Origin of the sequence: Streptomyces sp. TG1A-60, from assembly GCF_037201975.1 — a bacterium.
Classification (GTDB): Bacteria; Actinomycetota; Actinomycetes; order Streptomycetales; family Streptomycetaceae; genus Streptomyces.
Map to the genome: position 1 here is coordinate 1724065 of NZ_CP147520.1, position 23672 is coordinate 1747736.

Below are 23672 nucleotides of genomic sequence, written 5' to 3' on the forward strand. Positions count from 1 at the left end.
CAACGTCAAGGCACTTCAAGGAAGTTGACGACCCGTGACAACACGCCTGGAGGCACAGCCGAAGGCTGCCGGACGACAAAACCAAAGGTGAGAGTTGTTCACCTTTCACGGATGCGGCACAACCGACATCCTTTTGCCACAAGCGCCTTGACCCTTGAATGTAACCACCGGTAACTTCGCGAATGGCTACTGCGGCGTAGCAAGCAGGCCCTCGCATGCTCGGGAGGTGTGCGCGGGTGTGCGCCGCAACCGCTGTCCGCGCCAGGACAACGTGCCGTCGAAGCCCCATCTGCAATGACTTGGAAGTCCAGGGAGCACACATGGCCTCGTCCTCGGACGCCACGGCGTCCACCAACGAAAGACCCGAGGGTCCCGAAGCGTCCGGAAGACGCGGGCGGGTCCGCCTGAAGCGCGCCGCCGTGATGGCGGTGCCGGCCACGGCGGTCGCCGCCGGGTTGATGGTCCTCACCGCGCAGGGCGCTCTGGGTGTCCAGTTCGCCATCTCGGGCATGCCGTTCGTCGTCACCGCCGACAAGCTCGAAGGCCAGGGCTTCGCCCAGTTCGGCGCGCTGGACCACATGATCGAGAACAGCCCCAACGAGGGCGACACCGGCGGTCAGGTGCTGGTCGTGACCTCGGTCGTCAAGAACGGCAAGCTGACCAACCTCTGCCAGAGCGTCGACCTCGGCGGCATCCAGCTCGTCCTCACCGCCGGCAACAAGTCCACGCCGGTCAGTGTGAAGAACCTGGCGATCGACTCCGACGACATCAAGGGCGACGCCGCGTTCAACAACATGGAGATCGGCCGCGACTCCAGCACGTTCGACAAGGTCGGACAGCAGGGTCCCCCCGGTGTCTACGGCCAGCAGGCGGACTCGGTCACCATCACCGACCTGTACCAGCACAACTACGCCGCCACCGCGGCCGTCTTCAAGCTCCCCGACCTGCACATGAGGTTCCAGAGCGAGGGCTGTTCGAAGTGAGCCGGTTCCGGGAATGGAGAGGACACCGGCCGTTCGCCGGTGGACTGCTGCTGGTGCTGGGCGGCGCCGAGATCCTGCTGACCATGAAGGCGCCGCTGCCGGTCATCCTGAAGATCGGTATGCAGGGCCTGGCGGGTTATCTGCTGCCCTCACTGATGATCGTGTGCGGGTTGCTGATCGTCTTCAACCCCGCGCAGCGCCTGTTCTACTCCATCCTCGGGATCATGCTCTCGCTGGGCACCTGGCTCACCTCCAACATCGGCGGCTTCGTCGTCGGCCTGCTGATGGGTGTGATCGGCAGCTCGCTCGCCTTCGGCTGGCTACCGGACCAGGAACCCCGGCCGAAGCGCTCCGCGAGGCGGCGGGAGAAGCATGTGGCGGAGCTCGGTTAGTCGAGGTCGTTCGGCGGGTGCGGGTGAGTCGTGGTCGTTCGCGCCCACGCCGCGGAGCCGCGTATCGACAACAGCCCCGCGCCTCTCCTGGGGCGCGGGGAACGGCACTCACCGTGCGGCGACGGCGGCGGCCGTGAGGGCCGTGCGGAGGCGTTCCGGATCGGTCCAGTAGTGCTCGCGGGAGAGCGGGACACGCCAGAAGAGGCCGGGGCCCGAGGTGCGGCGCAGGGGCGGGACCGCGACATGGCTGCCCGGTCCGAGAACCTGGACGCCGGTCAGCCGCCAGTCGGTCGCGGCGCCCGGCGGGATCAGCCAGTACAGGATGCCGCCGTAGCCGTCCTTGATCACGGCGCCCGACTCGTCCGCGAGGGACTTCAGCGCGGGGGCGCCGAGGACGACCGGCACCCGTACGGCGTTCCACCAGCGCCCGGCCAGCACCGTGCGCACCTCGGGGCTGTAAGCGCACATCCAGCGCGGGGCCCTGCTGACAGTCATGGCATTCACCGGCTCTTCATGGGGGTGAGGCCGATCCTAGGAGCCGGTACGGAACCCGACTTGCGAGTACGCGCAGGGAAGTTGCCGTCGTACGCAGCGCACGGCCCGTGATCTCCCCCGACGTCGCGACCAAGCCATAGCGTGACCGGACGTCTACGTTGTGCTGTTGGACTGATGTCGACCGCAGGAGGGTTCGATGGGCAACCCCAGCCCCATAGTGATTGACGCGACCGGCCGTGACATCCACGGTGAGGCCGCCCGTATCCGCGAGACGGGTCCGGCGGCCCGGGTCGTGCTGCCGGGGCCGCCCGCCGTCGAGGCATGGGCCGTCAGCAGCCCCGAGCTGCTCAAGCGGTTACTCACCGATCCCCGGGTGTCGAAGGACGCGCGCCAGCACTGGCCCAGGCTCGGCGCCGGTGAGATCACCCCGGAGTGGCCGCTGTTCACCTGGGTCGCCGTACAGAACATGTTCACCGCGTACGGCGGTGAACACAAACGGCTGCGGACTCTGGTCTCCAAGGCGTTCACCGCGCGCCGGACGGCCGCGCTGCGGCCCCGCGTCGAGGAGATCACCAAGGAGCTGCTCGACCGGGTCGACGAGGGCTTCCGGCGCGGCGAGACGGTCGATCTGCGGGAGGAGTTCTGCTACCCGCTGCCGATCCAGGTGATCAGCGAGCTGTTCGGGCTGCCCGAGGAACGCGGACCGCTGCTGCGGGAGCTGGTGGACAAGATCTTCGACACCTCCGCCGACCCTGGCGAGATGACGGCAGCCTACGAGCAGTTGTACGGCGTGCTGGGCGAACTCGTCGCCACCAAGCGGGAGTCGCCCGGCGAGGACCTCACCACGGGGCTGATCGCGGCCCGCGACGAGGACGACACCCGGCTCAGCGAACAGGAGTTGCTCGACACCCTGGTGCTGATGATCAGCGCCGGGCACGAGACCACGGTGAACCTCCTCGACCAGGCCGTGCACGCGCTGCTGACGCACCCCGAGCAACTCGCCCATGTCCGGGAGGGCCGGGCGACCTGGGAGGACGTGGTGGAGGAGACGATGCGGTACGAGGCGCCGGTGGCGAGCCTGCCGCTGCGCTACGCCGTGGAGGATCTCGACCTCGCCGAGCTCGGCGGCCCCGAGGGCGTGGTGATCGGCAAGGGTGAACCGATCCTGGCCGCGTACGCCGCCTCCGGGCGGGACCCCGAGCGGCACGGGAAGGACGCCGACCGGTTCGACGTCACCCGTGCCGACAAGGAGCACCTCGCCTTCGGGCACGGGGTCCACTTCTGCCTGGGCGCCCCGCTCGGCCGCATGGAGGCCCGCATCGCGCTCCCGGCGCTCTTCGACCGGTTCCCCTCGCTGCGGCCGGCCGCCACGGGCGAGGAGTTGGGGTACGTGGAGTCGTTCATCTCCAACGGCCACCGCCGCCTCCCCGTCCGCGACGCCTGACGGACACCCCGCGTCCGCGCGCCCGCCGGGCGTTTTCGACGGGGCGGCTACCCGCCGCGCCACCAGGCCGGCAACCGGGCCCAGCCGCTCTTCGGGCGGGTGGGCTCCGCCGGCACCCGGGCCCCGGAACCACGGCCGTGCGGCCTGTCCGGGCGGCCCGCGGGAGACGCGGGCGCCCGGACCGCCGTGCCGACCACGGGCGCCGGCGGGAACGTCACCGGCAGCGCGGCGAGCGCCCGGTGGAAGGGCCCCGGACGCCACTCCAGCGCCTCCGCCGGCACGGCGAGTTCGACGTCCGGCAGCCGGTCGAGGAGCTTCTCCACGGCCACCGACGCGATGAGCCGCGCCTCGCTCTGCGCGGGACAGCCGTGCGGGCCGGCGCTCCATGCCAAGTGGGCCCTGTTGCCCACGCGCTGATCGCTCGTCAGGGCCGGGTCGGTGTTGGCGGCGGCCAGCGAGATGACGAGCGGGTCGCCGGCCTTCAGGAGCACACCCTCGTACAGCACGTCCCGCTTCGGGTAGTGCACGGCGTAGTTGGCCATCGGCGGGTCGGTCCACAGCACCTCGTCGAGGGCGTCCTCGACGGGCAGGCTGCCGCCGGACAGGTCACCCGCGAAGCGGTCGTCGCACAGCAGCAGGCGCAGAGCGCCTGCGATGAGGTTCTGCTGCGGCTCGGTGCCCGCGCCCATGAGGACGACGAGCGTGTGGATCATCTCCTCGTCCGTGAGCCGCGCCGGATGCAGGGTGAGCCACGACGTCACATCGGCCGCGGGCTGCTTCCGCTTCAGCGCGACCAGCTGCAAGAGCGTGCTGGTGAGCAGTTCGTTGGCCCGCTCGGCGTCCACCCCGTCGAAGATGCCGGACATGCCCTCGACCAGCCTCAGCCCGAGCTCGGCCGGGCAGCCGAAGAGGTGGTTGAAGACGAGCAGGGGCAGCACCTGGGCGTACTCGCCGAGGAGGTCCCCCTTGCCGGTGGGCGCGAGCCGGTCGATGAGGGTGTCGGCGCTGCGCTCGACATAGCCGCGCAGGGTGCTGGGCTCGACCCGGGCCAGGCTGTCGGTGATGGCGCCGCGCAGCCGCCGGTGCTCCTCGCCGTCGGAGAACAGCGCGTTGGGCCGGTACATCATCATCGGCACGACGGGACTGTCCGGGGGGACCGTGCCGTCGTTCAGGTCGTTCCAGCGGCGCGCGTCCTTGGCGAACGTCTCGGTGCTGCGCAGCACGTGCAGGGCGGCCTCGTACGAGGTGACGAGGGTGGCCCGCACGCCGGGCGCCAGCTCCACGGGTGTGGTCGGGCCGCTCGCGCGCGCCCGACGGTAGAACTCGGCCGGGTCGGCGGCGAACTCCGGCCCGTACATGGGCCGGTGGGCCGGGCAGCCCGGCGGCGGTACCGCACTCACGCGGGCTCCGGTTCGGTCTCGCGGCTCAGCAGGTACTCGACGAGGGAGATCAGCGCCCGGGTGGAGGACTCCGGGTCGCGGGCGTCGCAGCGCACCAGCGGCGTCTCGTCCAGCAGGTCGAGGGCCTCGCGCACCTCGTCCAGGCCGTGCACGGGGGCGCCGTCGAAGTCGTTGACGGCGACGGCGTACGGCAGCTCCAGCTCCTCCAGGACGCCCATGACGTCGAAGGAGTGGGACAGGCGCCGCGTGTCGGCGAGGACCAGCGCGCCGAGGGCGCCGCGGGTCATGTCCTGCCAGAGCCTGGTGAAGCGCTGCTGTCCGGGGGCACCGAACAGGTACAGCACCAGGGAGTCGTTGAGGGTGAGCCGGCCGAAGTCCATGGCGACCGTGGTGGTGGTCTTGTCGCGGGTGCCGGCGAGGTCGTCGACCAGCGCGCCGGCCTGCGTCATGACCTCCTCGGTGCGCAGCGGCCGGATCTCGGAGAGCGTGCCGACATAGGTGGTCTTGCCGACCGCGAAGTGGCCGACGACGAGCAGCTTGACCGCCGTCTTCACGGTCGGCCGCAGGTAGACGTCGTCAGAGGCGGGCGCGGAGCCCATCGAGGACCTCCTGGAGGATTCTGGCGTCGAACGGCCGGACGGCCGACTGGAGTCCCCCGCGTGAGTCCGTTCGAACGTGGGGGACGGTGCGCGGGTGACGATGTGGCCGCTGTCCATGAGGTCGGCGACCAGCACCTTGGTCACGCTGACCGGCAGCCGCAGATGGCCGGCGACCTCGGCGAGGGAGAGCGCGCCGGGCCGGCAGAGCTCCATCACGCGGCGCGTCTCCGGGTTCAGGCCGGTCAGCGGCAGGTCGGTGGTGGCGATCAGCAGCGTGACCAGGTCCAGGGTGTTGCGGGTGGGGTGGGCCCGGCCGCCGGTGACGACGTACGACCGCACCAGGCGCCCCTCGGGCCTGCGGCGGGGTGTCATGTCCTGCTGCCCGTGTCCAGCCGCGCGGGGCTGGAGAGCTCCTTGCCGAGCCGGTCGACGAGCTTGTGCATGCGGTACGTCACCGCCTCCATGTCGACCTCGTCGCCGGTGGACACCGCGAGATGGGCGCCCTCGCCGGCCGCTACCAGGAAGACGAAGCCGTGCCCGAACTCGATCAGGGTCTGCCGCCACGGGCTGTCCTCCGAGCCGCAGAACTCGGCGGTGCTGCGGCTGATCGACTGCAGTCCGGAGAGCCCGGCCGCGAGGCGCTCGGCGTCGTCGCGGTCGATGCCGGCGGAGTGGGCGCGGAGCATGCCGTCGGCGGAGAGCAGGATGGCGTGCCGCGCCTCGGGCACCTTCAGCACGTCGTCGAGCATCCAGCCCAGCTCGTTGGTCGTGGGCTCGATCATGCGTGGGGGGTCCCTTCGTTGTTGTGGGGGGTGGGCCCTGTGGGGTCGGCGGCGGGGTCGGGGACGTACTCGTCCTCGTCGAGGATGCGTCCGGCCGCCCGGCCGAAGCGGGTGCCGCGGGCGAAGGCGCCCATGATGCGGGCGTTCTCCTCGGGCGAGCGGCCGGGGGCCTCCTCGGTCCGCGCGGGCTCCGGCTCGGGGGCGGTCGTCCGCCTGGGGGTGCGCCGGCGGCGCTTGGGCAGCCCGCCCCCGGTGGTGCTCGCGGGTGTGTCCTCGGCGGTGGCCGGGCGGTGCGGGGCGGAGTCGGTGTCCGGTACGGGTGTCGGGTCGGTCTGTGGCTCCGGGACGGCGGGCTCCGGGTGGGTGAGCACCGCGGTGGGCAGGAACGCGACCGCGCGGACGCCGCCGTACGGCGAGCGGGTGTCGACGGAGACGGTGAACCCGTAGCGGCGGGCGAGCAACCCGATGACGGCGAAGCCGAACTGGGGCGGGTCGTCGAGGCGGGTGACGTCCACCTCGCTGCGTCCACTGAGCAGATGGGTGGCGCGGTGCACGGCCTGGCCGTCCATGCCGACGCCGGCGTCGTCGATGACGACGCAGGCGCCGTTGTGCACGGACTGGACGTTGACCTCGACCGTGGTGTTGGGCTGCGAGTGCCGGGCGGCGTTGTCGAGCAGTTCGGCGACCGCGAGGACGACGGGCTCGACGGCACGGCTCACCACCGCGATGTCGACCTGGCCGTGGACGCGGATGCGGCGGTAGTCGCGGATGCGCGAGGTGGCGCCCCGGACGACCTCGACGAGCGGGGAGGTGGCGCGCTGCCGGCCCGGCCAGGAGCCGCACAGGACGGCGATGGCCTGGGCGCGGCGGCCGAACTGGGCGTTGGTGTGGTCGACTTCGAGAAGGTCGCGCAGCACGTCGGGGTCGTCGTGCCGGTCCTGCATCTCGGCGATGGACACCTGCTGTTCGTTGGCGAGGGCCTGGATCGAGCGCATCGACGCCTTGAGGGCGGCCTTGGCGGACTGGTCGGCGCGGGCCTGCGCGTGCTCGACGGCGCCGGTGAAGCGGGCCAGCACTTCGCCGAGGCCCTTGCCGAACTCCGTGTCGGCGATCCGTCCGTCGAGCGGGCCGACGCAGGGGACGCCCTGGCCTGGGTGGTCCGCGAGGGCCGGCAGCCGAACCGTGACCAGATGGCGCAGCTCCTCCTCCCGGACCCGCACGTCGTCGGCCAGAGCGGCGTTGCGCCGGCGCTGCCGCCTGGTGATCCCGTGCTGGCGCAGCAGGAGTACGGCGGTGACGCACAAGGCCGCTGCCAGGACCCAGATCACCGCCTGCGGTATCGGTTCGGTCATGAAGTCCACAAGTCCTTACGTCCTCAAGTCCCCAGGCGTCCGCGGGTCCAGGACGTCGGGCGTGAGTTGACGGAGCGCCCGACGCTAGCGGTGCGACCGCTCGGGTGCTTTCCGTGACGCGCAGGGAAGTTGCCACAGGGCGCACGAGTGGCGCAAGGGGCGCGAGGCGGACACACGGTTTCCCCTGCATATTCGACCACCGGCCGGGAGGCGTGGCAACCGCTTGCCACGCTAGGGTGCCCTCCGGGTGTGACCGGATGGTAACTATCTTAGTTCGAAAAGAAGTTGAAGCTTTTTCCGTCCGGGCCCGTAAGAGACCACAAGGACGCCGTCGGAGGCCCGGCACAAGGGAGGAGCAGCGTTGCCCGCGGGAAGCTACAGCGTCGAGGCGCTGACCACCGAGGAGTTGGCGCCGCGCCGGCGCGCCGACTTCTGGACCGAGCAGATCGGCACGTACCAGTCCCGCATGGGCTTCCGGTACGCCCACTCGGACTCCTTCCGCGGCGAGGCCGTCCGGCAGCGCACCGACACGTACCAGTTGGTGAAGTACCTGTCGGACGAGATCGAGTACACGCGCACACCCCGCCAGGTGCGCCAGGACCCGGACGAGGACTACCGGCTGCTGCTGCCGGTGCGCGGCGAGGTCGTGCTGCGCCAGGACGGCGAGGAGGCCCGGCTGACCCCGGGCACCGGCGCACTGGTCACGTTCGCGTCCCCCTTCCAGTGCTTTCAGGGCGACGCCCTCGACGCGTTCATCCTCACCATCCCGGCCCGTGAGGTGGACGGCCGGCTCAACAGCAGGTCACCGATCGCCTGCGGTCTGGACCTTTCCGCAGGCCTCGGCCGGATCGTCGGCTCGATGCTGACCGGCCTGCACGAGGAGCGGGAGCACCTCACCGAGCCGGATTTCAACGCCGTCGCCGACCGTGTCGTCGAGCTGGTCTGCATGCTCACCGTCGGCGACGACCGCCCCGACGCCCCGGGCCAGTTGGGCGAGGTGGAGTCGATGGTCCGCCGCTATGTCCGCGACCACGTGGCCGATCCGAACCTCACGGGTACGACGGTGGCGCGCGCCCTCGGCTGGTCGCTGCGCCAGATCCAGCTCGCGCTGCAGAAGGCCGGGACCACACCCCGCGAGCTGATCCGTGAGGAGCGGCTGCGCCTGGTCCGGGACCGCTTGTTGTGCGCGGAGTGCGAGCACATGACGATCACGGACCTCGCCCACTCCGTCGGCTTCTCCTCCGCGAGCGCCCTCAGCACCACCTTCCGGCGGCGCTACGGAGTCAGCCCACGGGAGATGCGCCAGAACACCCGTTGACTCGACTCCAGGCGGAACCAGCGGAGTTCCCGCAGGTCCGCAGCGCGACGGCACCCGGTGAACAGGCTCTCACACCTCCGCCCTCCCCAGGCTCATTGAAGTCTAAAGCTTGGTCAAAGCATAACCGGAGCCGACCAGGCCGCCCCGCCCCCGCCGAGGTGAGCACCCCCTCCGCGAGCAGGCACACGCGGACTTTCCGACTCCCCGGTGTGAATGTTGCCGGGATTCGTCGTGCCCACTGTGTGTGACCGCGTTTACCCCGCGGCCGACGGTGCACGCGGTAACCCGGGTCGGCGGTGCGCCGGAAAGCGGCCGAGTGGCGCGAAACCTACGGCCGGCGCTTCGCCGGCCCGGACCCGGCCGTGGGCCGCCGTGACAGAACCCGCAGGTGGCCCACCGCTTGGCCGCCCCTCTTTCACACGTGGCACGGCGCCATGACCGAGGTGTGAAGAACTGTTGCGGCACCACGTCGCGAAGAGACGGTACAAAGGCCTCTCAAGCCCTTGCCGCACTGACGGCACTTCAGGTGACAGACCTCCCCTGGGCGTCTAGGACTGCTGGTCAGGTAGTTGACGTTCTTCGCTACTCTGTCGCGTACTGGCTGATCGAGAGGACTCCGATGCCTGAACCCCCACCCTTCGCAACGACCCCGGATCACGGTCGGCCGGACACGACGACTCCCCCTCCTCGCGCCCGGCACGGAAAGTCCGGTACCGCGGATGCCGCGGATGCCTCGGCGGGCCGGCCCCGGCTGACGCGGCTCGCCGTGCTCCCCGCGGCGTTCATGGCCGGAATATCCACCGCCGTCACGGGCACGGTCCTGCGACTGCAGGAAGGTACGGCCGACGCCGCCACCTGGGGTGTGCTGGCCGGCGGCGCGGTCCTCGGCTGCGGCTGCCTGGCCGGGGCCGTGATGGCGGCCAGGTCCCGGGCCAAGGCGGACGCCAAGCGCGCCGAGTCGCTGCGGCGGGCCATCACGACCGGCAACTGGGCGCTCGACGAGGACCTGACCAGGCTCAAGCGGGGCGAGCAGCTGCTCTCACGCGGGTTCGCCTACCAGGCGCCGCGCACCGAAGACCCGTACCAGAAACTGGGGTACGAGGTCACGCAGGCCCAGCACCGGGCCCGCGAGGCGCTCGTCTGGGCGGCGAGTCACTTCCAGGCCACCTCCGACGACAACAGCGACAAGGTCGAGGTCTTCGTCAACCTGGCTCGCCGGCTGCAGTCGCTCGTCCACCGCACCATCCGTGAGCTGGACGATCTGGAGAACCAGGTCGAGGACCCGGACCTGCTCCGGCGCATCTTCGGCATCGACCATCTGGCCACCCGTATCCGGCGGCACGCGGAGAACCTCGCCGTGCTCGGCGGCGCGGTCTCCCGCCGCCAGTGGACCAATCCCGTGACGCTGACCGAGGTGCTGCGGTCCTCGATCGCCGAGGTCGAGCAGTATTCCCGCGTCAAGCTGGTGCCGCCGATCGAGGGCACGCTGCGCGGCCACGCGGTCGCCGACGTCATCCACCTGCTGGCCGAGCTCGTCGAGAACGCCACCATGTTCTCCCACCCGGACACCCAGATCCTGCTGCGCTCCCGGCGGGTGACCGCCGGCATCGCCATCGAGGTCGAGGACCGCGGCCTGGGCATACCGCAGGAGGACCAGGACCGGATCAACACACTGCTCGCCGACCCGGCCCGCATCGACGTCGCCAAGCTGCTCGCGGACGGCCGGATCGGTCTGTTCGTGGTCTCGTCCCTGGCCCGCCGGCACGGCATCGCGGTCGAACTGCGGGGCAACATCTACGGCGGTGTCCAGGCGATCCTGGTGCTGCCGCAGGGGCTGCTGGGCGACGAGGAGGGACAGGCGCCGGTCCAGGCACGGCTGGCCGCGCCCCAGCCGGCGCAGGTGCCCCCGCCCCAGCCCGCACAGGTGCCCCCGCCCCAGCCGGCGCAGGTGCCCGCGCCCCACCGCGCGCAGGGCTCCGTGCCCGCCTGGGAAGCCGCACCACGGTCCGCGCCGCCGGTTCCCCTGCCGTCCCAGGCGCACGCCGGCCATCCGGCGGGCGTACCGCAACGGCCGGCGCCCGCGCCCGCCCCGGTGGCCGCCCGGCACGAGCGGGCGCAGCCGGTCTCGGAGGTCAGGTCCGAGTACCGCCCCTCGGGCTACGAACGTCCCACGGCCGCCCCGCACGGCTCCGGGCCCTCCGGCCGGCCGGTCCTGCCGAAGCGCCGCGCGATGGAGCACCTGGCACCCGAGCTCCGCAACGGGCCCGCCCCCCGTGCCGAGACCACTGAGCAGGACCTGAACTTCAGCCCCGGCCTCCTGGCCGGTATCAATCGAGGCTTCGGTCTCGCCGGCGCGACCTCCGACGCGATCCCCGTCGACGACACGCGCTGGGCCCCGCCCCGAACGCAAGGAGAAGAACCCCACCATGGTGAGCGATAGCCACCCCACCGGGCAGAACATCGACTGGCTGCTGGAAAACCTCAAGAAGACCGTCCCCGGCACCCGGCAGGTGCTGCTGCTCTCCTCCGACGGGCTGAGCAAGGCACATGTGGACCTGGGCGGCGACGACGCCGACCGGCTGTCCGCCATCGCCTCCGGGCTCAACTCCCTGGGCCGCTCCTTCGGCCACGACCGGGTGCTGGGCAACGGCGGCACCGTCCGTCAGGTCATCGTGGAACTGCACAACGGCATCCTCATCGTGGCCTCGGCCGGCCATGGCGCCGTGCTGGCGGTCACCGCGGACGCGTCGACGCACACCGAGACGCTCGGCTACGAGATGGGCATGCTGATCCGGGCCGTGCAGCCGTTCCTCGCCACACCGGCCCGCCGCCCGACCACCGCACCGTCCAGCGCGGGGATGTGACGCGATGACGGACGAGATGTTCCTGGACGAGGAGGCCGGACGCTTAGTCAGGCCGTTCACCGTCAGCAACGGGCGCACTCGGCCCTCGACGCCGTTCGACCTGCTCACCCTGGTGATGGCCACCGGCGTCCAGCCGATCACCGACCTCGGCCCCGACCACGACATGGTGCTCGGCCTGTGCGTCAGGCCGGTGCCGGTGGTCGAGGTGTCCGCCCGGATGAACCTGCCGGTCGCCGTCACCAAAGTCCTGTTGTCCGACCTAGTGCAGCACGAGGCGCTCACCGCACGGGCGCCCCGTGCCGTCGAGGCGGCCTCCGCCGCCAACCGAGAAGTTCTGGAGGCGGTGCTTGATGGCCTACGCGCACGGCTCTGACCCTTTCCCGACCGCCCTGAAGATCCTCGTAGCGGGAGGGTTCGGGGTGGGCAAGACGACCTTCGTGGGGGCGGTCAGCGAGATCGCGCCACTGAGCACCGAGGAAGTCATCACCACGGCCAGTGTCCGTACCGACAGCCTCGACGGGGTGGAGGAGAAGTCCACCACCACCGTGGCCATGGACTTCGGCCGCATCACCCTCGACTCGGACCATGTCCTGTACCTGTTCGGCACACCCGGACAGGAACGGTTCTGGTTCATGTGGGACGAACTGTCCGACGGGGCGCTGGGCGCGGTCGTACTCGCCGACACCCGTCGGCTCGACGCGTGCTTCCCCGCGGTGGACTTCTTCGAGGTGCGCGGAATCCCGTTCGTCGTCGGGGTGAACGAGTTCGACGGGGCGTACCAGTACTCCACCGAAGAGGTCCGCGACGCGATCGGTCTGAAGTCCAACGCGCCGATCGTGTTCTGCGACGCCCGGCACTGCAGCTCCGGTACGGGGGTGCTCGTCGAACTCGTGCAGCATCTGCTCGGCATGACACCCGGTGTGGCGACGCACCAGCCACCCGTGCTCCGCTGACCCCTACTCGACCCGGCCGACCCCGAACGGAGTTCGCATGAACACCCCCTATTCCTCCTATGAACCACCGCTCGACCGTCTGCTGCTGACCCCCGAGGACCCGGGCGGCCCGCAACGCGCCGCCCGGCTCGCACAGCTCGGGCTCGCGAACACCCCCCGGGCCGAGTTCGACGCGTTCGCGCGGCGGCTGGCGCTGGAGCTCGACGCGCCGTACGCGATGGTCAACTTCGTCGACGACAGGCGTCAGTTCTTCGCCGGGCTCTACACGCCCGACGCGGGGCCCGTGAACGTCGCCCAGGGGCACGCGAGCGAGACCTCGATGAGCCGGGAGATGCGCCTGGACCACGGCTTCTGCCCGCACACCGTCAAGCGGACCACGGCGCTGGTGCTCGACGACGTCTGTGACTACCCGCGGTTCGCGGGCAACCCGGTCGTGGACGAGATCGGCATCCGCTCGTACATGGGCGCGCCGTTGATCGACACGCTGGCGGGGATCAACCTCGGCACGATCTGCGTCGTCGACACCGACTCCCGGACGTGGGGACGTCAACGGCTGGAGATCATCAAGCACATGGCGCAGGAGATGTCCGACCAGATCCAGGTCATCGCCGGCGGCAACTGAGTCCGACCGGGTGCCCTTCGCCGGTCCGGTGGGTCGAGGGGAAGCGGGCGGCCGGGCACCCGGCTCACGAAAGCCGCGGACACGACGTCGTGTCCGCGGTTCCCTGCTTCACCGGCCCCGCCCGGCGGACGAGACCGGCGAGCCCTAGACCAGCTCGCCGACCGGGCTCAGCTCCGTCTCCCGCGACTCGAACCGCGGGCTACGGACCAGGTCGGCGAGACGTTCGGACCACTGGCCCTTGTTCTCGCCGAGGGCGAACTCACCGAGTCTGAGGCCCTGGATCTCGGAGGTGCCGGCGGGTGCGTAGATGTGGAGGGCGTCGCGCAGATAGCGCTCCACCGGGCGGTCGGTGAACAGGCCGCAGGCCGCGTGCATCTTCATGGATGCCTGGGCCGACTCGATGGACGACTCGACGTTGAAGAGCTTGGCGGTCATGAGCTCCACGTCGCAGGGCCGGCCCTGGTCCAGCAGATGCGCCGCGAGGTAGGCGCTCTGCCGTGCGAGGGTGAGGCGCTGCAGCATCCGCCCCAGCTCGATCTTGACGTTGGGCAGGTGCCCCAACGACTTTCCGTAGCGCTGCACTTCGCCGCAGTACCGGGCGGTCTCCTCGAACACCGCCTGGTGGATGCCCAGGGACACCGCCGTCAGGTTGGGGCGGCCGTAGAGCACCGAGGAGGAGTAGGCGACGGCCAGGCCCTCGCCCTCCTCGCCGAGCCGGTTGGCGGCCGGCACCCGGCAGTCGTCGAAGATGAGCTCCCCGAAGCTGAAGCCGTGCAGGCCCATGGAGGGCACCTGCTCGGCGAGGGAGAAGCCGGGACGGTCGGACTCGACGAGGAAGGCCGTCATGCCCTTGGAGCCCGGACCGGTGCGGACGACGACGCCGTGCACGTCTCCCACATGGCTGTTGCCGACGAAGACCTTGCGGCCGTTGAGGATGTAGTCGTCGCCGTCCCGCACGGCGCTGCTCTCCATGCCGGCTACGTGGCCCCCCGACCCCGGCTCGGTGACCGCGATGGTCGGCAGCACCTGCCCCCCGGCGATCCTCGGCAGCCAGGTCCGTTTCTGGCTCTCGTCGCCGAAGTGGATGATCTTGGCGACGCCGAGCTGGGAGGCCTGGACCATCGCCCCCATCGCGCCGCTGACACGGGACAGTTCCTCGATGATGACCGTCTTGGCGAGATGCCCCGCGCCCATGCCGCCGTAGACCGGGTCGATCGTCGCGCCGATCCAGCCCTGCTCGGCGATCAGTCGGGAGAGACCTACCAGAGCGGTACGGGAGGCTTCCATCTCGGGTATCAGTGGCCTTACCACACGCTCGGCGAACTCGCGTACACGCTGCCGCAGATCCTCGTGATGTTGAGTTGTGAAGACGTGTTCCACGCCAAGCCCTTCTCGCGTTTCCCCGCGCCCGGCAAGACGCGGTGGCTGTCCGTCAGGCTGTGGTTCCAAAGGGGGGACCTGGCCGACGTGCAACATGGTCTACAAATCAACCTCTCAGGCCAAGATCGTTTAGTAGGTTTGGCCGAAATATGGGCTGTTGAAGTATGAGCATGAATGTGAGACGAGAGTGCAACCGCGTCCACATTTTGATACTTTCCAAGCCGAACTTGCACAGTTGCCCTGACCTGGGCGCAGGCAACCACCAGCCTGACCACCAGGCACCCACGGCCCAGAACGTCTCTTCTCGACGCCGTGTGCCGCCAGATACCAAACTGACGCACCGTCCGCTCATGTTTGAGTGGTTCGAGACAGATTTCAAGCCACGCCCAAACGTGCCGGACCTGGCCGGAGAACGACGATCCCCGCGCATAGCGGTATCGACAAGTCCCCTTTTGGCAAGCGCCCCGCAAGCACTCGCTCCGCAGCGCCGCCACGGCGATCCGCCGGACGGGCCCCGAGTCCGCGCACCCGCTTGCGCGACGCTCCTCAAGAGCCGCCGCCCGACGGTGAGTTGCGGCCCGACGGGTGCTGACGACGGGGGTCGGGGCCTGATAGCGTTCCGTCCCGGCCGCTGACATCCTCCGACGGCGTGTCACGTCGGAGCAGGGGGATGCCGAGCGACCCGCAGCACCCCCCATCGCCATCGGATGTTCGCTGTCGTACGAGGAATCAGATGCCAGGCACCCACGGCGCCCGCACGCGGGATACGACACGGTGGCCCCGATGAGCGGTGAGACGTCCCGCTCCGAGGCCGGCTCCCAGCCTCCCCTCCCCCAGGGCCTGCCCCGGCGGCCCCGGGGCGCGCCGCCCGCGCCGGGGCCCCGCGCGGAACCGGCCCGGGTTCCCGTGGAGGACGACGACGCGGCGGACACGCTCTGCCCGGACGCCCTCGCCCGCGTCATGGTGGCGATCCGGCGGGGCTCGACGCGCGCCCGGCTCACCGGACCGGACGACACCGGCGGCCGGCGGACACCACACCCCGGCCCCGGCTGACGGGCGCGTCCCCCGGCGCCCGACCACCCGGCGCCGCCCCTGGTGCCGACCGACCGTGAGGAACACGCAGGACATGACAGAGCAGGTACGACCCGGTCCCCGGCTGGACTGGCTGCTGGACGGACTCGTGGAACGGATACCCGAGATCCGCTGTGCCATCGTGCTGTCCGGGGACGGCCTCCTCGTCGGCAAGTCGAAGGACATCCGCTTCGACGACGCGGAGCACCTGTCCGCGGTCGGCTCGGGAATGCACAGCCTGGCCAGGGGCGTGGCCCGGCACTTCCACGGCGGCGAGGTCCAGCAGACGGTCATCCAGATGGAGCGGGCGTTCCTCTTCGTCACCGCCGCCGGCCGGGGCGCGCGGCTGGCCGCGATCGCCGCGGAGGAGGTGGACGTCGGGATAATGGCGTTCGAGATGGGCACGCTGGTCAAACAGGTCGGCAAGTACCTGAGCGCGGCGCCCCGTACGGAAACCCCGTCCGGTTACGTGCAGGACGCGTGAGCCTCGCCGACGGCCGGGCCCGGAACTCGTCGAAAGGGTGATGGATGGTGTCCGTCAGCTCCGGACCGGTCGTACCCACCGCTCTGAAGATCCTCATCGCGGGTGGCTTCGGCGTCGGCAAGACCACCTTGGTGGGCTCGGTGAGCGAGGTGACCCCGCTGGCGACCGAGGAGCACCTCACCGCGGCGGGCCGGGGTGTGGACGACCTCAGGGGGGTCGGGAAGAAGGTCGCGACCACCGTCGCCCTGGACTTCGGCCGCATCACCATCTCGCCCGAGCTGGTGCTCTATCTCTTCGGTACGCCGGGCCAGGACCGCTTCTGGTTCATGTGGGACGACCTCTCCAGCGGCGCCCTCGGGGCCGTGGTCCTCGCCGACACCCGGCGGCTGGAGAGCTCCTTCGCCGCGGTGGACTTCTTCGAGTCCCGCGGTATCCCGTTCGCGGTCGGCGTCAACTGCTTCGACGGCCGCCGTGAGGTCGACGCCGAGCAGGTGCGCCAGGCGCTCGCCCTGGCGCCCACCGTGCCGGTCGTTCTCTGCGACGTACGCGAACGTCAGTCCAGCAAGGAGGTCCTGCTGGCGGTGCTCGGTGCGGCCCGCCGGAGGATGGAGGCCCGGCTGGTGGCCGCGGGCCTCCGGCCGGGCTGAGCGTCAGGGCCGCGATGAGGCTGACCCGGCGGGGAGTTCGGCACGGCCGGTGAAGTCGGGACGGGTCCGGCCCGGTCGCGATCCGTGCGACCGGGGCCTACGTCCAGGACGGGTCGGTCAGGTCGGGTGCGGGGGCGGGCCGGTGGCCCGGTGGGGCCGTCGGAGGGGCGGGTTCGGCGGATTCCCGGCCCTCCGACGGCAGTTCTGCCCAGACGACGCGACCGGACCGTTGTGGGGTGTCCCGGACCCCCCAGCCGCTGCTGAGCAGGCCGACCAGCATGAGCCCTCGCCCGTTCTGGTCGTCGGGGCCCGGACGACGCCGGGCGGGCTGCGCGTGGCCGCTGTTCTGGTCCTCGACCTCGATCCGGAGCCGACCGCCGGTGATGTGCAGCCGGCACACGATCCACTCGCTGTCCGTGTGCGTGAGCGCGTTGGTGACGAGCTCGGACGTGATCAGCAGGACGTCCTCGCGGGTCCCCGCGGGCACCCGCCACTCGTCGAGCAGTTCGCGCATGGTCCGGCGCGCCTCGCCCGCCGAGGCGGGCATCGCCGGAAGCCCGAACACCCCCGCTCTGTGGGGTTCGTAGGCCTCTGCTCCAAGGGGTGGGTACATGACCGGGGCCAACCTGTCCGTGGACCGGGGGAGGGTGGGCGAAGCCATCGCCGTATGCCTTTCGTGGGCTATTCGCACCGGAGAGGTGCCGGTGCCAGGACCGCCTCGCCATCTCCGCGAGTCTGCCGCGACTTACGCAGAGCGGCGCTGAGTTGCGGCCACATCTCCCCCAACCTGGCCGCGCGACACCGGCGTTCGCCGAAGCCGTGACGGTACGTCCACTGTGGCATCCGCGAACAACACCTCGCAACCAGCAAGTTGAAATTTGCATTTTGTGGGTCGCATGCCGCCCCCGTTCGAGCCAAGATCGTGTCAGACTGCGCTCTCGAAGCGACTCGCACAACAACACGCATCCATCGAGGGAAAGCGCGCAATACCCGACAAGGCAGTTGACAGGACCTCTGTGCTCGGTGTGAGGGGAGGGGTGGGCGTGACCGCGGAGACCGACTGGGGTGGAGCCCCCTCCGTGCTGCGCATGATCCTCGGCAGACAGCTGGAGGAGCTGCGCACCCGTGCCGGGCTGACCTTCGAGCAGGCGGGCGAGGCGATCGGGGTGAGCCACTCCACGATCCGCCGCATGGAGGCCGCCAAGGTCGCCCGGCTCCGCCTCGCGGACGTCGAGAAACTGCTCCAGGTCTACGGCGTCCGGGACCAGCAGGAGATCGAGACCTTCCTGAAGTCGGTCCGCGAGGCCAACAAGCGTGGCTGGTGGCACACCTACCGCGACGTGCTGCCCGACTGGTTCGCCGCCTATCTCAGTCTGGAGCAGGCGGCGCTGCAGATCCGCGCGTACGAGGCACAGTTCGTGCACGGCCTGCTCCAGACGGAGGAGTACGCGCGCGCCCTGCTCGGCGCGGGCAATCCGCACGCGGCGACCGAGGCCACCGAGCGGCGGGTGGCGCTGCGGATGCGGCGTCAGGAACTCCTCACCCGTGAGCAACCGCCGCGGCTGTGGGTGGTGATGGACGAGACGGTGCTCAGATGGCCGGTCGGCGGGCCGGACGTGATGCGCGCGCAGATCGACCATCTGATCGAGCTGAACCGGCTGCCGCATGTGACGGTCCAGCTCATGCCGTTCCGCACCGGCCCGCATCCGGCGATGCGGGCCGGTGCGTTCCACCTCTTCCGGTTCAGGGCACCCGAGTTGCCGGACATCGTCTACCTCAGCGGTCTGGTGGGCGCCGTGTATCTCGACAAGGGGGACGACGTCGTCGTCTACCGCGAGGCCCTGGACCGGCTGGGCGCGCAGTCGGCGCCCGCCCGCAAGACCGAGGTCCTCCTCGGTGCGATACGCAAGGAGCTGTGACGTGCACCACCTCATACGCAACGGCATGAAGGCCCGTGACCTCGGCACCCAGGACTGGCACCGGCCGTGGAGCGACGACGCGGGCGGTGCCTGCGTGGAGGTGAAGAGGCTCGCCGACGGCCGCGTCGCCGTGCGCCAGTCGACCGATCCCGACGGCCCGGCACTGCTCTTCACCCCCCGGGAGATGACCAGTTTCCTGGACGGCGTGAAGGCGGGCGAGGCCGACTTCCTGCTCTGAACAGGAACAGGCTGAACTCCCTTGCTTCCACGCCTCATTGACGCACAACCTGTTCGAATCCCGGGTGCCCGATCGGTGAACCGGGAGCTCTGCCCGACCGTGCACCTGGACGACACGACTTGATGGGAGGGGCGGCGTTGCCCGACAACGGATGGCCGGCCGACCGGATCGACACCGAGCACGCGCATTCCGCGCGTATCTACGACTACATCCTCGGTGGCAAGGACTACTACCCGGCCGACAAGGAGGCCGGGGACGCGATGGCGCACGAGTGGCCGGCCCTGCCGGTCCACATGCGCGCCAACCGCGACTGGATGAACCGCGCGGTGCGCTGGCTCGCCGAGAAGGCCGGCATGCGCCAGTTCCTCGACATCGGAACCGGTATCCCCACCTCACCCAACCTCCACGAGATCGCCCAGTCGGTGGCCCCCGAGTCCCGGGTCGTCTACGTGGACAACGACCCGATCGTCCTCACCCTGTCCCAGGGACTACTGGCCAGCACCCCCGAGGGCCGGACCGCGTACATCGAGGCCGACTTCCAGGACCCGGAGACCGTCCTCGGCTCCCCCGAGTTCCTGGAGACCCTCGATCTGAGCAAGCCGGTCGCGCTCACCGTGATCGCGATCGTGCACTTCGTCCTCGACGAGGACGACGCGGTCGGAATCGTCCGTCGTCTCCTCGAACCACTCCCCTCCGGCAGCTACCTGGCGATGACCATCGGCACCGCCGAGTTCGCCCCTGAGGAAGTGGGCCGCGTCGCCCGCGAGTACGCGGCGCGTGACATGCCGATGCGGCTGCGCACCGTCGACGAGGCCCACGAGTTCTTCGACGGTCTCGAACTCGTCGAGCCCGGCATCGTCCAGGTCCACAAGTGGAACCCGGACGGCACGGGCGAGCAGAACATCCGCGACGAGGACATCGCGATGTACGGGGCGATCGCCCGGAAGCCCTGACGGGAGCGGCTTGCCTCCCGGCCCGGCGTCTTGCGACCGCTCGGTGCCGGGTCACAGGGGGCGTTGGGGGCGCGGGGACCCGCGCGACCAGCCACGACACCGCCGCAGACGCCCGACGTCGATGCCCGGCGCCCGGCGCCCGGTCACAGCACCCCCAGCGGCGAACGGACTAGCGTGCCGGCCCCGTGCTGTCACGGACGATGAGTTCCACCGGGATGATCGATTCCCTCTCCGGGGAGTCGGCCGGGTCCGCCGGGTCGTCCAGCTGGGTCAGCAGCATGCGCAGCGACCGCGTGCCGATCTCGGAGAAGTCGGTACGTACGGTCGTCAGCGGGGGCAGCAGATGGGCAGCCTCCGGGATGTCGTCGTAGCCTACGACGCTCACGTCGGCCGGGACCCGGCGGCCGGCCTCGTGCAGGGCGCGCAGCAGGCCGAGCGCCATCTGGTCGTTGGAGACGAACACGGCGGTGACGTCCGGGCCGCCCGCCAGCCGCCGACCCAGCTCGTAGCCGGAGTCGGCGCTCCAGTCCCCGACGAGGGGGTCGTGGACGCGTGCGCCGGCCTCGTTCAGAGTCCGCCGCCAGCTCTCGGCGCGTCGGTCGGCGGACGTCCAGCCGCTCGGTCCCGCGATGTGCCAGACGGTGGAGTGGCCGAGGCCCAGCAGGTGCTCGGTCGCCAGCCGTGCGCCGGCCGTGAAGTCGGAGGAGACCACGGGGGTGCCGTCGCCGAGGCCGTTGTCCATCATCACCAGCGGGGTGTCCGGACGGGCCTGCGCGAGCGCGGTGGCCACCGGGCGCTGCGGGGCGATCGCGATGATCCCGTCCGCGCCCTCGGCCGACAGCCGGTCCACCGCCTGGACGACGGTGTCCCGGTCCGCCGTGTCGAGCGCGATGGAGCTCACCAGGTAGCCGGCTTCCTGGGCCGCCGTGTTGATCGCGGTCAGGGTGGAGGCGGGACCGTAGCGCGCCGCGTCGAACGAGATCACGCCGAGCATCCGGGTCCGGCCGCTGGCCAGCGAACGCGCGCTGCGACTCGGGCGGTAGCCGAGCGTCCGCATCGCCTCCCGCACGGCCTCCCGGGTCTCCGCCCGGACCGCCGGGTTGTCGTTGAGGACACGGGAGACGGTCTGCTTGGAGACACCTGCGAGGCGGGCGACGTCGTCCATCACCGGGCGGGAGCCCGCGAAGTTCCGCCGGCTGCGGCTGCCGGGGGTGCGGGGGCCGCCGGTTCCGCCCCTGCCTGCCGCGCCGGGCCCTTCGGCCGCGGCGCCGTCCGTGACACTTCGGGGCATTGCGGCTGCCTTCTTCTTCGACGGGGCTCGGCCTGGGGCCAACAGGATAGGGCGGGGCACCCGAGAGCCCGGGAGGCCGGGGTTGTGGGGGCGGGTGCCGGTGCGGCGGCCAAGGCCCCGTCCGACGCGTCCTGCGGCATCACCCCGGCCGGCCACCGGTGCCCGCTCGTGCGTGGGCGGTACGGCGAACGACGGATCCGGGGCCGAGCCGTGGACGCGTACCTCGTCCGCGTGGGCGTCGAGGACCACCCGCCGCCGGACAGGATCAGCCGCCCAGTACCCCAGGCACGCCCCGGTGGACGGTACGGGCCGTCGCCGCGTCGAGGACGAGGAGACCCGTCCGGCCGCCTGCGCCTGTGCCTGTGCCGACCCCGACCGGCGCGTGGGTGCCGGGGTACAGCTCCGTCGCCGGGACGCGGTCGCCGGCCGTCGTGACCTCGCCCGAAGACGCCGCGCGGGTCGTCAACTTGTGGGCGTCCAGGGCGAGGTCGGGTGTGCCGCACCGGCGCGTCCCCGAAGGGAGAGGACCCCGCCGCGGCGGTCCGGCGGGCCCCGGGGGGCGGGCGTGGTGCCGCGGCGACATCAGGGCTTCACCGGCCCCAGGTCGGGCGTGTCCGTGAACTCCGCGCGGGGGCTGGTGGTGGCGTTGAGTTCCAGCAGGACCAGTTCGTTGGCGCCGGGGCGCAGGACGGGGGCCGGGACGTACAGGGTGCGCTGTGGGCCCCGGTTCCAGTAGCGGCCGAGGTGGAAGCCGTTGATCCAGGCCTGGCCCTTGGTCCAGCCCGGGAGCGAGAGGAAGGTGTCGGCGGGGGTGCCGACGTCGAAGGTGCCGTGGTGGAAGGCGGGGACGGTGACCGGGGTCGCCTCGGCGGGGGCGAAGGGGACCGTGGACACGTCGGCCAGGGGCAGGCGGTGGGTGTCCCAGCCGAGCAGGGCGGTGCCGTTGAAGGTGACCGGGCCGAGCAGGCCCTTGGCGGCGCCGATACGCGGGCCGTAGTTGACGCCGCCCATGTTCTCGACCAGCACGTCGAGCGTGGCGCCGGGGCGGGGGACGCGCAGGGGCAGGGTCTCGTCGTGGCGTTCGCGTTCCAGTACGCCGACGGGTGCGCCGTCCACGAAGACCTGTGCGCGGTCGCCGACCCCGCCGGTGAAGTGGAGCAGTCCGTCGCCCGCCTCGGGGAGAGTGGCGCGGTAGAGCGCATAGCCCGAGCGTTGCCCCAACTCCTCCATGGTGACTGGGTGCTCGGTGCGCTCCAGCGGAGCATCGAGGCCGGTCGCGTACGGCAGCAGGGGTGCCCGGTGGTCCAACTCAACTGTGATGCCGGAGAGTTTGGGCGCGGAAGCCGGGGCCGGCTCCGCCGGGACGGGCTCGTGGCGGGCGATCACCTCACGGAAGGCGTGGTACTTGGGGCCGGGGTCGCCGGACTCGGTGAGGGCGGCGTCGTAGTCGTAGGAGGTGACGATCGGCGCGTAGCACTGGTCGTGGTTGGCGCCGTTGGTGAAGCCGAAGTTGGTGCCCCCGTGGAACATGTAGATGTTGACGGAGGCACCGGCGGCCAGCAGCCTGTCGAGGTCGGCGGCGGCACTCTCCGCGTCCCGTACGTGGTGCTCCTCGCCCCAGTGGTCGAACCAGCCGATCCAGAACTCGGAGCACATCAGGGGCCCTTCGGGCTGGTGGGCCCGCAGCGCCTTCAGGGATTCCCCGATTCTGCCGCCGAAGGTGGCGGTGGACAGAACGCCGGGCAGGCTGCCGGCGGCGAGGTGGTGGCCGGAGTTCGCCTGGTCGCAGGTGAAGAGCAGTTCCTCGACGCCGCGTGACCGCAGCGACTGGTGGACGTGCTTGAGATACGCGGTGTCGTCGCCGTACGCCCCGTACTCGTTCTCCACCTGGACGGCGATGACCGGCCCGTCGTTCGCGGCCATGTACGGCAGCAGCGGGGGCAGCAGGATGTCGAGGTAGCGGTCGAGGGCGTCCGTGAAGCGCGGGTCGCTGGAGCGCAGCCGGATGTCGTGGTCCGAGGTGAGCCAGGAGGGCAGGCCGCCGCCGTCCCACTCGGCGCAGATGTACGGGCCGGGGCGCAGCAGCACGTGCAGGCCCTCGGTGCGGGCCAGGCGCAGATAGCGGGGCAGGTCGAGCAGGCCGTCGAGGACGAGTTCGCTGTCGGGGTCGGGCTGGTGGAGGTTCCAGGGGACGTAGGTCTCCACGGTGTTCAGGCCCATCAGCCGGGCCTTGCGCAGCCGGTCGGCCCACAGGTCGGGGTGGATGCGGAAGTAGTGCATCGCGCCGGAGATGATCCGGAACGGCTCACCGTGGAGGAGGAAACCGTCGGACGACGTGGTCAGAGCGGGTGTACGCAAGGCTGTTTCCCTTCGGCTCGGGCGTACGGGGGGGCGACGAGGGGTGATGGGGGGCGGGTTCGGACGTACGGGTGACAGGGGCCGGTGGCGCGGCAGGGTCACGAGGGCGGGGAGTTGGAGCGGGGCG

25 protein-coding genes and 1 pseudogene are annotated in these 23672 nt (G+C 70.9%); 15 read left to right on the top strand and 11 right to left on the bottom strand.

The genetic code is table 11. From position 1 onward, the window contains the following. Positions 1 to 320: 320 nt before the first annotated feature. The gene (locus WBG99_RS06925) at positions 321 to 983 is read left to right on the top strand and encodes a DUF6230 family protein (RefSeq protein WP_338895472.1); all 663 of its coding nucleotides are present in this window, start codon (positions 321 to 323) and stop codon (positions 981 to 983) included. Then, on the top strand, positions 980 to 1375 hold the full coding sequence (locus tag WBG99_RS06930) for a DUF6114 domain-containing protein (RefSeq protein WP_338895473.1): 396 nt from the start codon (positions 980 to 982) through the stop codon (positions 1373 to 1375). The genes WBG99_RS06925 and WBG99_RS06930 overlap by 4 nt, the downstream gene beginning before the upstream one ends. Positions 1376 to 1483: 108 nt before the next feature. Here WBG99_RS06930 and WBG99_RS06935 read toward each other — a convergent pair whose 3' ends face one another. Next, positions 1484 to 1870, bottom strand: coding sequence for a hypothetical protein (locus tag WBG99_RS06935; RefSeq protein ID WP_338895474.1), 387 nt, complete (start codon positions 1868 to 1870; stop codon positions 1484 to 1486). A 196-nt stretch (positions 1871 to 2066) separates the two neighbouring features. Here WBG99_RS06935 and WBG99_RS06940 point away from each other — a divergent pair, with 196 nt between their 5' ends. After that, entirely contained in the window at positions 2067 to 3314 is a 1248-nt protein-coding gene (locus WBG99_RS06940) for a cytochrome P450 (protein ID WP_338895475.1), read from the top strand. Between the two features lie 47 nt (positions 3315 to 3361). Here the strand turns inward: WBG99_RS06940 and WBG99_RS06945 are convergent, their stop codons facing one another. The 5 genes and pseudogenes from WBG99_RS06945 to WBG99_RS06965 all read right to left on the bottom strand — a co-directional run bounded on the left by WBG99_RS06945 (position 3362) and on the right by WBG99_RS06965 (position 7447). After that, the gene (locus WBG99_RS06945; protein ID WP_338900247.1) at positions 3362 to 4672 is read right to left on the bottom strand and encodes a cytochrome P450; all 1311 of its coding nucleotides are present in this window, start codon (positions 4670 to 4672) and stop codon (positions 3362 to 3364) included. A 38-nt stretch (positions 4673 to 4710) separates the two neighbouring features. Beyond that, entirely contained in the window at positions 4711 to 5313 is a 603-nt protein-coding gene (locus WBG99_RS06950; RefSeq protein ID WP_338900248.1) for an ATP/GTP-binding protein, read from the bottom strand. Positions 5314 to 5442: 129 nt separating this feature from the next. Further along, positions 5443 to 5685 (bottom strand): annotated as a pseudogene (locus WBG99_RS06955) (DUF742 domain-containing protein); the annotation flags it as partial. Continuing rightward, positions 5682 to 6095: a roadblock/LC7 domain-containing protein gene (locus WBG99_RS06960; RefSeq protein ID WP_338895476.1), complete on the bottom strand. Its 414-nt coding sequence runs from the start codon at positions 6093 to 6095 to the stop codon at positions 5682 to 5684. The gene WBG99_RS06960 and the pseudogene WBG99_RS06955, both read right to left, overlap by 4 nt. After that, the gene (locus WBG99_RS06965; protein WP_338895477.1) at positions 6092 to 7447 is read right to left on the bottom strand and encodes an ATP-binding protein; all 1356 of its coding nucleotides are present in this window, start codon (positions 7445 to 7447) and stop codon (positions 6092 to 6094) included. The genes WBG99_RS06960 and WBG99_RS06965 overlap by 4 nt, the downstream gene beginning before the upstream one ends. Before the next feature lie 361 nt (positions 7448 to 7808). On the opposite strand from WBG99_RS06965, the gene WBG99_RS06970 reads away from it, so the two are divergent. The 6 genes from WBG99_RS06970 to WBG99_RS06995 all read left to right on the top strand — a co-directional run bounded on the left by WBG99_RS06970 (position 7809) and on the right by WBG99_RS06995 (position 13204). Then, positions 7809 to 8765 carry a helix-turn-helix domain-containing protein gene (locus WBG99_RS06970; RefSeq protein WP_338895478.1) on the top strand — a complete coding sequence of 319 codons (957 nt, stop codon included), beginning with the start codon at positions 7809 to 7811 and terminating at the stop codon, positions 8763 to 8765. Between the two features lie 619 nt (positions 8766 to 9384). Next, positions 9385 to 11205 carry an ATP-binding protein gene (locus WBG99_RS06975; RefSeq protein ID WP_338895479.1) on the top strand — a complete coding sequence of 607 codons (1821 nt, stop codon included), beginning with the start codon at positions 9385 to 9387 and terminating at the stop codon, positions 11203 to 11205. After that, the gene (locus WBG99_RS06980) at positions 11192 to 11629 is read left to right on the top strand and encodes a roadblock/LC7 domain-containing protein (RefSeq protein ID WP_338895480.1); all 438 of its coding nucleotides are present in this window, start codon (positions 11192 to 11194) and stop codon (positions 11627 to 11629) included. Before WBG99_RS06975 ends, WBG99_RS06980 begins: the two co-directional genes overlap by 14 nt. A gap of 4 nt (positions 11630 to 11633) precedes the next feature. Further along, on the top strand, positions 11634 to 12002 hold the full coding sequence (locus WBG99_RS06985) for a DUF742 domain-containing protein (protein ID WP_338895481.1): 369 nt from the start codon (positions 11634 to 11636) through the stop codon (positions 12000 to 12002). Beyond that, positions 11980 to 12582: an ATP/GTP-binding protein gene (locus tag WBG99_RS06990; RefSeq protein WP_338895482.1), complete on the top strand. Its 603-nt coding sequence runs from the start codon at positions 11980 to 11982 to the stop codon at positions 12580 to 12582. The genes WBG99_RS06985 and WBG99_RS06990 overlap by 23 nt, the downstream gene beginning before the upstream one ends. Before the next feature lie 37 nt (positions 12583 to 12619). Next, positions 12620 to 13204, top strand: a complete 585-nt coding sequence (locus WBG99_RS06995; protein ID WP_338895483.1) for a GAF domain-containing protein — start codon at positions 12620 to 12622, stop codon at positions 13202 to 13204. Positions 13205 to 13348: 144 nt separating this feature from the next. Here the strand turns inward: WBG99_RS06995 and WBG99_RS07000 are convergent, their stop codons facing one another. Continuing rightward, the gene (locus tag WBG99_RS07000) at positions 13349 to 14584 is read right to left on the bottom strand and encodes an acyl-CoA dehydrogenase family protein (protein ID WP_338895484.1); all 1236 of its coding nucleotides are present in this window, start codon (positions 14582 to 14584) and stop codon (positions 13349 to 13351) included. Between the two features lie 783 nt (positions 14585 to 15367). On the opposite strand from WBG99_RS07000, the gene WBG99_RS07005 reads away from it, so the two are divergent. From WBG99_RS07005 to WBG99_RS07015, 3 genes are all read left to right on the top strand, one after another. Beyond that, on the top strand, positions 15368 to 15637 hold the full coding sequence (locus WBG99_RS07005; protein ID WP_338895485.1) for a hypothetical protein: 270 nt from the start codon (positions 15368 to 15370) through the stop codon (positions 15635 to 15637). Between the two features lie 73 nt (positions 15638 to 15710). Next, on the top strand, positions 15711 to 16139 hold the full coding sequence (locus WBG99_RS07010; RefSeq protein ID WP_338895486.1) for a roadblock/LC7 domain-containing protein: 429 nt from the start codon (positions 15711 to 15713) through the stop codon (positions 16137 to 16139). Positions 16140 to 16183: 44 nt separating this feature from the next. Then, positions 16184 to 16786: an ATP/GTP-binding protein gene (locus WBG99_RS07015; protein WP_338895487.1), complete on the top strand. Its 603-nt coding sequence runs from the start codon at positions 16184 to 16186 to the stop codon at positions 16784 to 16786. A 97-nt stretch (positions 16787 to 16883) separates the two neighbouring features. Here the strand turns inward: WBG99_RS07015 and WBG99_RS07020 are convergent, their stop codons facing one another. Next, positions 16884 to 17351 (bottom strand): ATP-binding protein, encoded by a 468-nt coding sequence (locus WBG99_RS07020; protein WP_338895488.1) that lies wholly within the window; start codon positions 17349 to 17351, stop codon positions 16884 to 16886. A 478-nt stretch (positions 17352 to 17829) separates the two neighbouring features. On the opposite strand from WBG99_RS07020, the gene WBG99_RS07025 reads away from it, so the two are divergent. From WBG99_RS07025 to WBG99_RS07035, 3 genes are all read left to right on the top strand, one after another. Next, entirely contained in the window at positions 17830 to 18705 is an 876-nt protein-coding gene (locus WBG99_RS07025) for a helix-turn-helix transcriptional regulator (RefSeq protein ID WP_338895489.1), read from the top strand. A gap of 25 nt (positions 18706 to 18730) precedes the next feature. Beyond that, positions 18731 to 18943, top strand: a complete 213-nt coding sequence (locus WBG99_RS07030) for a DUF397 domain-containing protein (RefSeq protein WP_338900249.1) — start codon at positions 18731 to 18733, stop codon at positions 18941 to 18943. A 137-nt stretch (positions 18944 to 19080) separates the two neighbouring features. Further along, positions 19081 to 19896, top strand: a complete 816-nt coding sequence (locus WBG99_RS07035) for an SAM-dependent methyltransferase (RefSeq protein WP_338895490.1) — start codon at positions 19081 to 19083, stop codon at positions 19894 to 19896. Positions 19897 to 20065: 169 nt separating this feature from the next. Here the strand turns inward: WBG99_RS07035 and WBG99_RS07040 are convergent, their stop codons facing one another. The 3 genes from WBG99_RS07040 to WBG99_RS07050 form a co-directional block, all read right to left on the bottom strand. Continuing rightward, positions 20066 to 21187 (bottom strand): LacI family DNA-binding transcriptional regulator, encoded by a 1122-nt coding sequence (locus WBG99_RS07040; RefSeq protein ID WP_338895491.1) that lies wholly within the window; start codon positions 21185 to 21187, stop codon positions 20066 to 20068. A 265-nt stretch (positions 21188 to 21452) separates the two neighbouring features. Beyond that, complete coding sequence (locus WBG99_RS07045) at positions 21453 to 21653, bottom strand: hypothetical protein (protein WP_338895492.1); 201 nt, start codon at positions 21651 to 21653, stop codon at positions 21453 to 21455. A 116-nt stretch (positions 21654 to 21769) separates the two neighbouring features. Next, entirely contained in the window at positions 21770 to 23545 is a 1776-nt protein-coding gene (locus WBG99_RS07050; RefSeq protein ID WP_338895493.1) for a beta-galactosidase family protein, read from the bottom strand. Positions 23546 to 23672 lie beyond the last annotated feature (127 nt).

Bases quoted from the DNA above. Each gene is read 5' to 3' on its own strand.
- WBG99_RS06965 (WP_338895477.1), bottom strand. From the start codon at position 7,447: ATGACCGAACCGATACCGCAGGCGGTGATCTGGGTCCTGGCAGCGGCC.
- WBG99_RS07005 (WP_338895485.1), top strand. From the start codon at position 15,368: ATGAGCGGTGAGACGTCCCGCTCCGAGGCCGGCTCCCAGCCTCCCCTC.
- WBG99_RS06935 (WP_338895474.1), bottom strand. From the start codon at position 1,870: ATGACTGTCAGCAGGGCCCCGCGCTGGATGTGCGCTTACAGCCCCGAG.
- WBG99_RS06990 (WP_338895482.1), top strand. From the start codon at position 11,980: ATGGCCTACGCGCACGGCTCTGACCCTTTCCCGACCGCCCTGAAGATC.
- WBG99_RS06925 (WP_338895472.1), top strand. From the start codon at position 321: ATGGCCTCGTCCTCGGACGCCACGGCGTCCACCAACGAAAGACCCGAG.
- WBG99_RS06980 (WP_338895480.1), top strand. From the start codon at position 11,192: ATGGTGAGCGATAGCCACCCCACCGGGCAGAACATCGACTGGCTGCTG.
- WBG99_RS06940 (WP_338895475.1), top strand. From the start codon at position 2,067: ATGGGCAACCCCAGCCCCATAGTGATTGACGCGACCGGCCGTGACATC.
- WBG99_RS06960 (WP_338895476.1), bottom strand. From the start codon at position 6,095: ATGATCGAGCCCACGACCAACGAGCTGGGCTGGATGCTCGACGACGTG.
- WBG99_RS07010 (WP_338895486.1), top strand. From the start codon at position 15,711: ATGACAGAGCAGGTACGACCCGGTCCCCGGCTGGACTGGCTGCTGGAC.
- WBG99_RS06945 (WP_338900247.1), bottom strand. From the start codon at position 4,672: ATGTACGGGCCGGAGTTCGCCGCCGACCCGGCCGAGTTCTACCGTCGG.
- WBG99_RS06975 (WP_338895479.1), top strand. From the start codon at position 9,385: ATGCCTGAACCCCCACCCTTCGCAACGACCCCGGATCACGGTCGGCCG.
- WBG99_RS07040 (WP_338895491.1), bottom strand. From the start codon at position 21,187: ATGCCCCGAAGTGTCACGGACGGCGCCGCGGCCGAAGGGCCCGGCGCG.
- WBG99_RS06995 (WP_338895483.1), top strand. From the start codon at position 12,620: ATGAACACCCCCTATTCCTCCTATGAACCACCGCTCGACCGTCTGCTG.
- WBG99_RS07030 (WP_338900249.1), top strand. From the start codon at position 18,731: ATGAAGGCCCGTGACCTCGGCACCCAGGACTGGCACCGGCCGTGGAGC.
- WBG99_RS07015 (WP_338895487.1), top strand. From the start codon at position 16,184: ATGGTGTCCGTCAGCTCCGGACCGGTCGTACCCACCGCTCTGAAGATC.
- WBG99_RS06950 (WP_338900248.1), bottom strand. From the start codon at position 5,313: ATGGGCTCCGCGCCCGCCTCTGACGACGTCTACCTGCGGCCGACCGTG.
- WBG99_RS06985 (WP_338895481.1), top strand. From the start codon at position 11,634: ATGACGGACGAGATGTTCCTGGACGAGGAGGCCGGACGCTTAGTCAGG.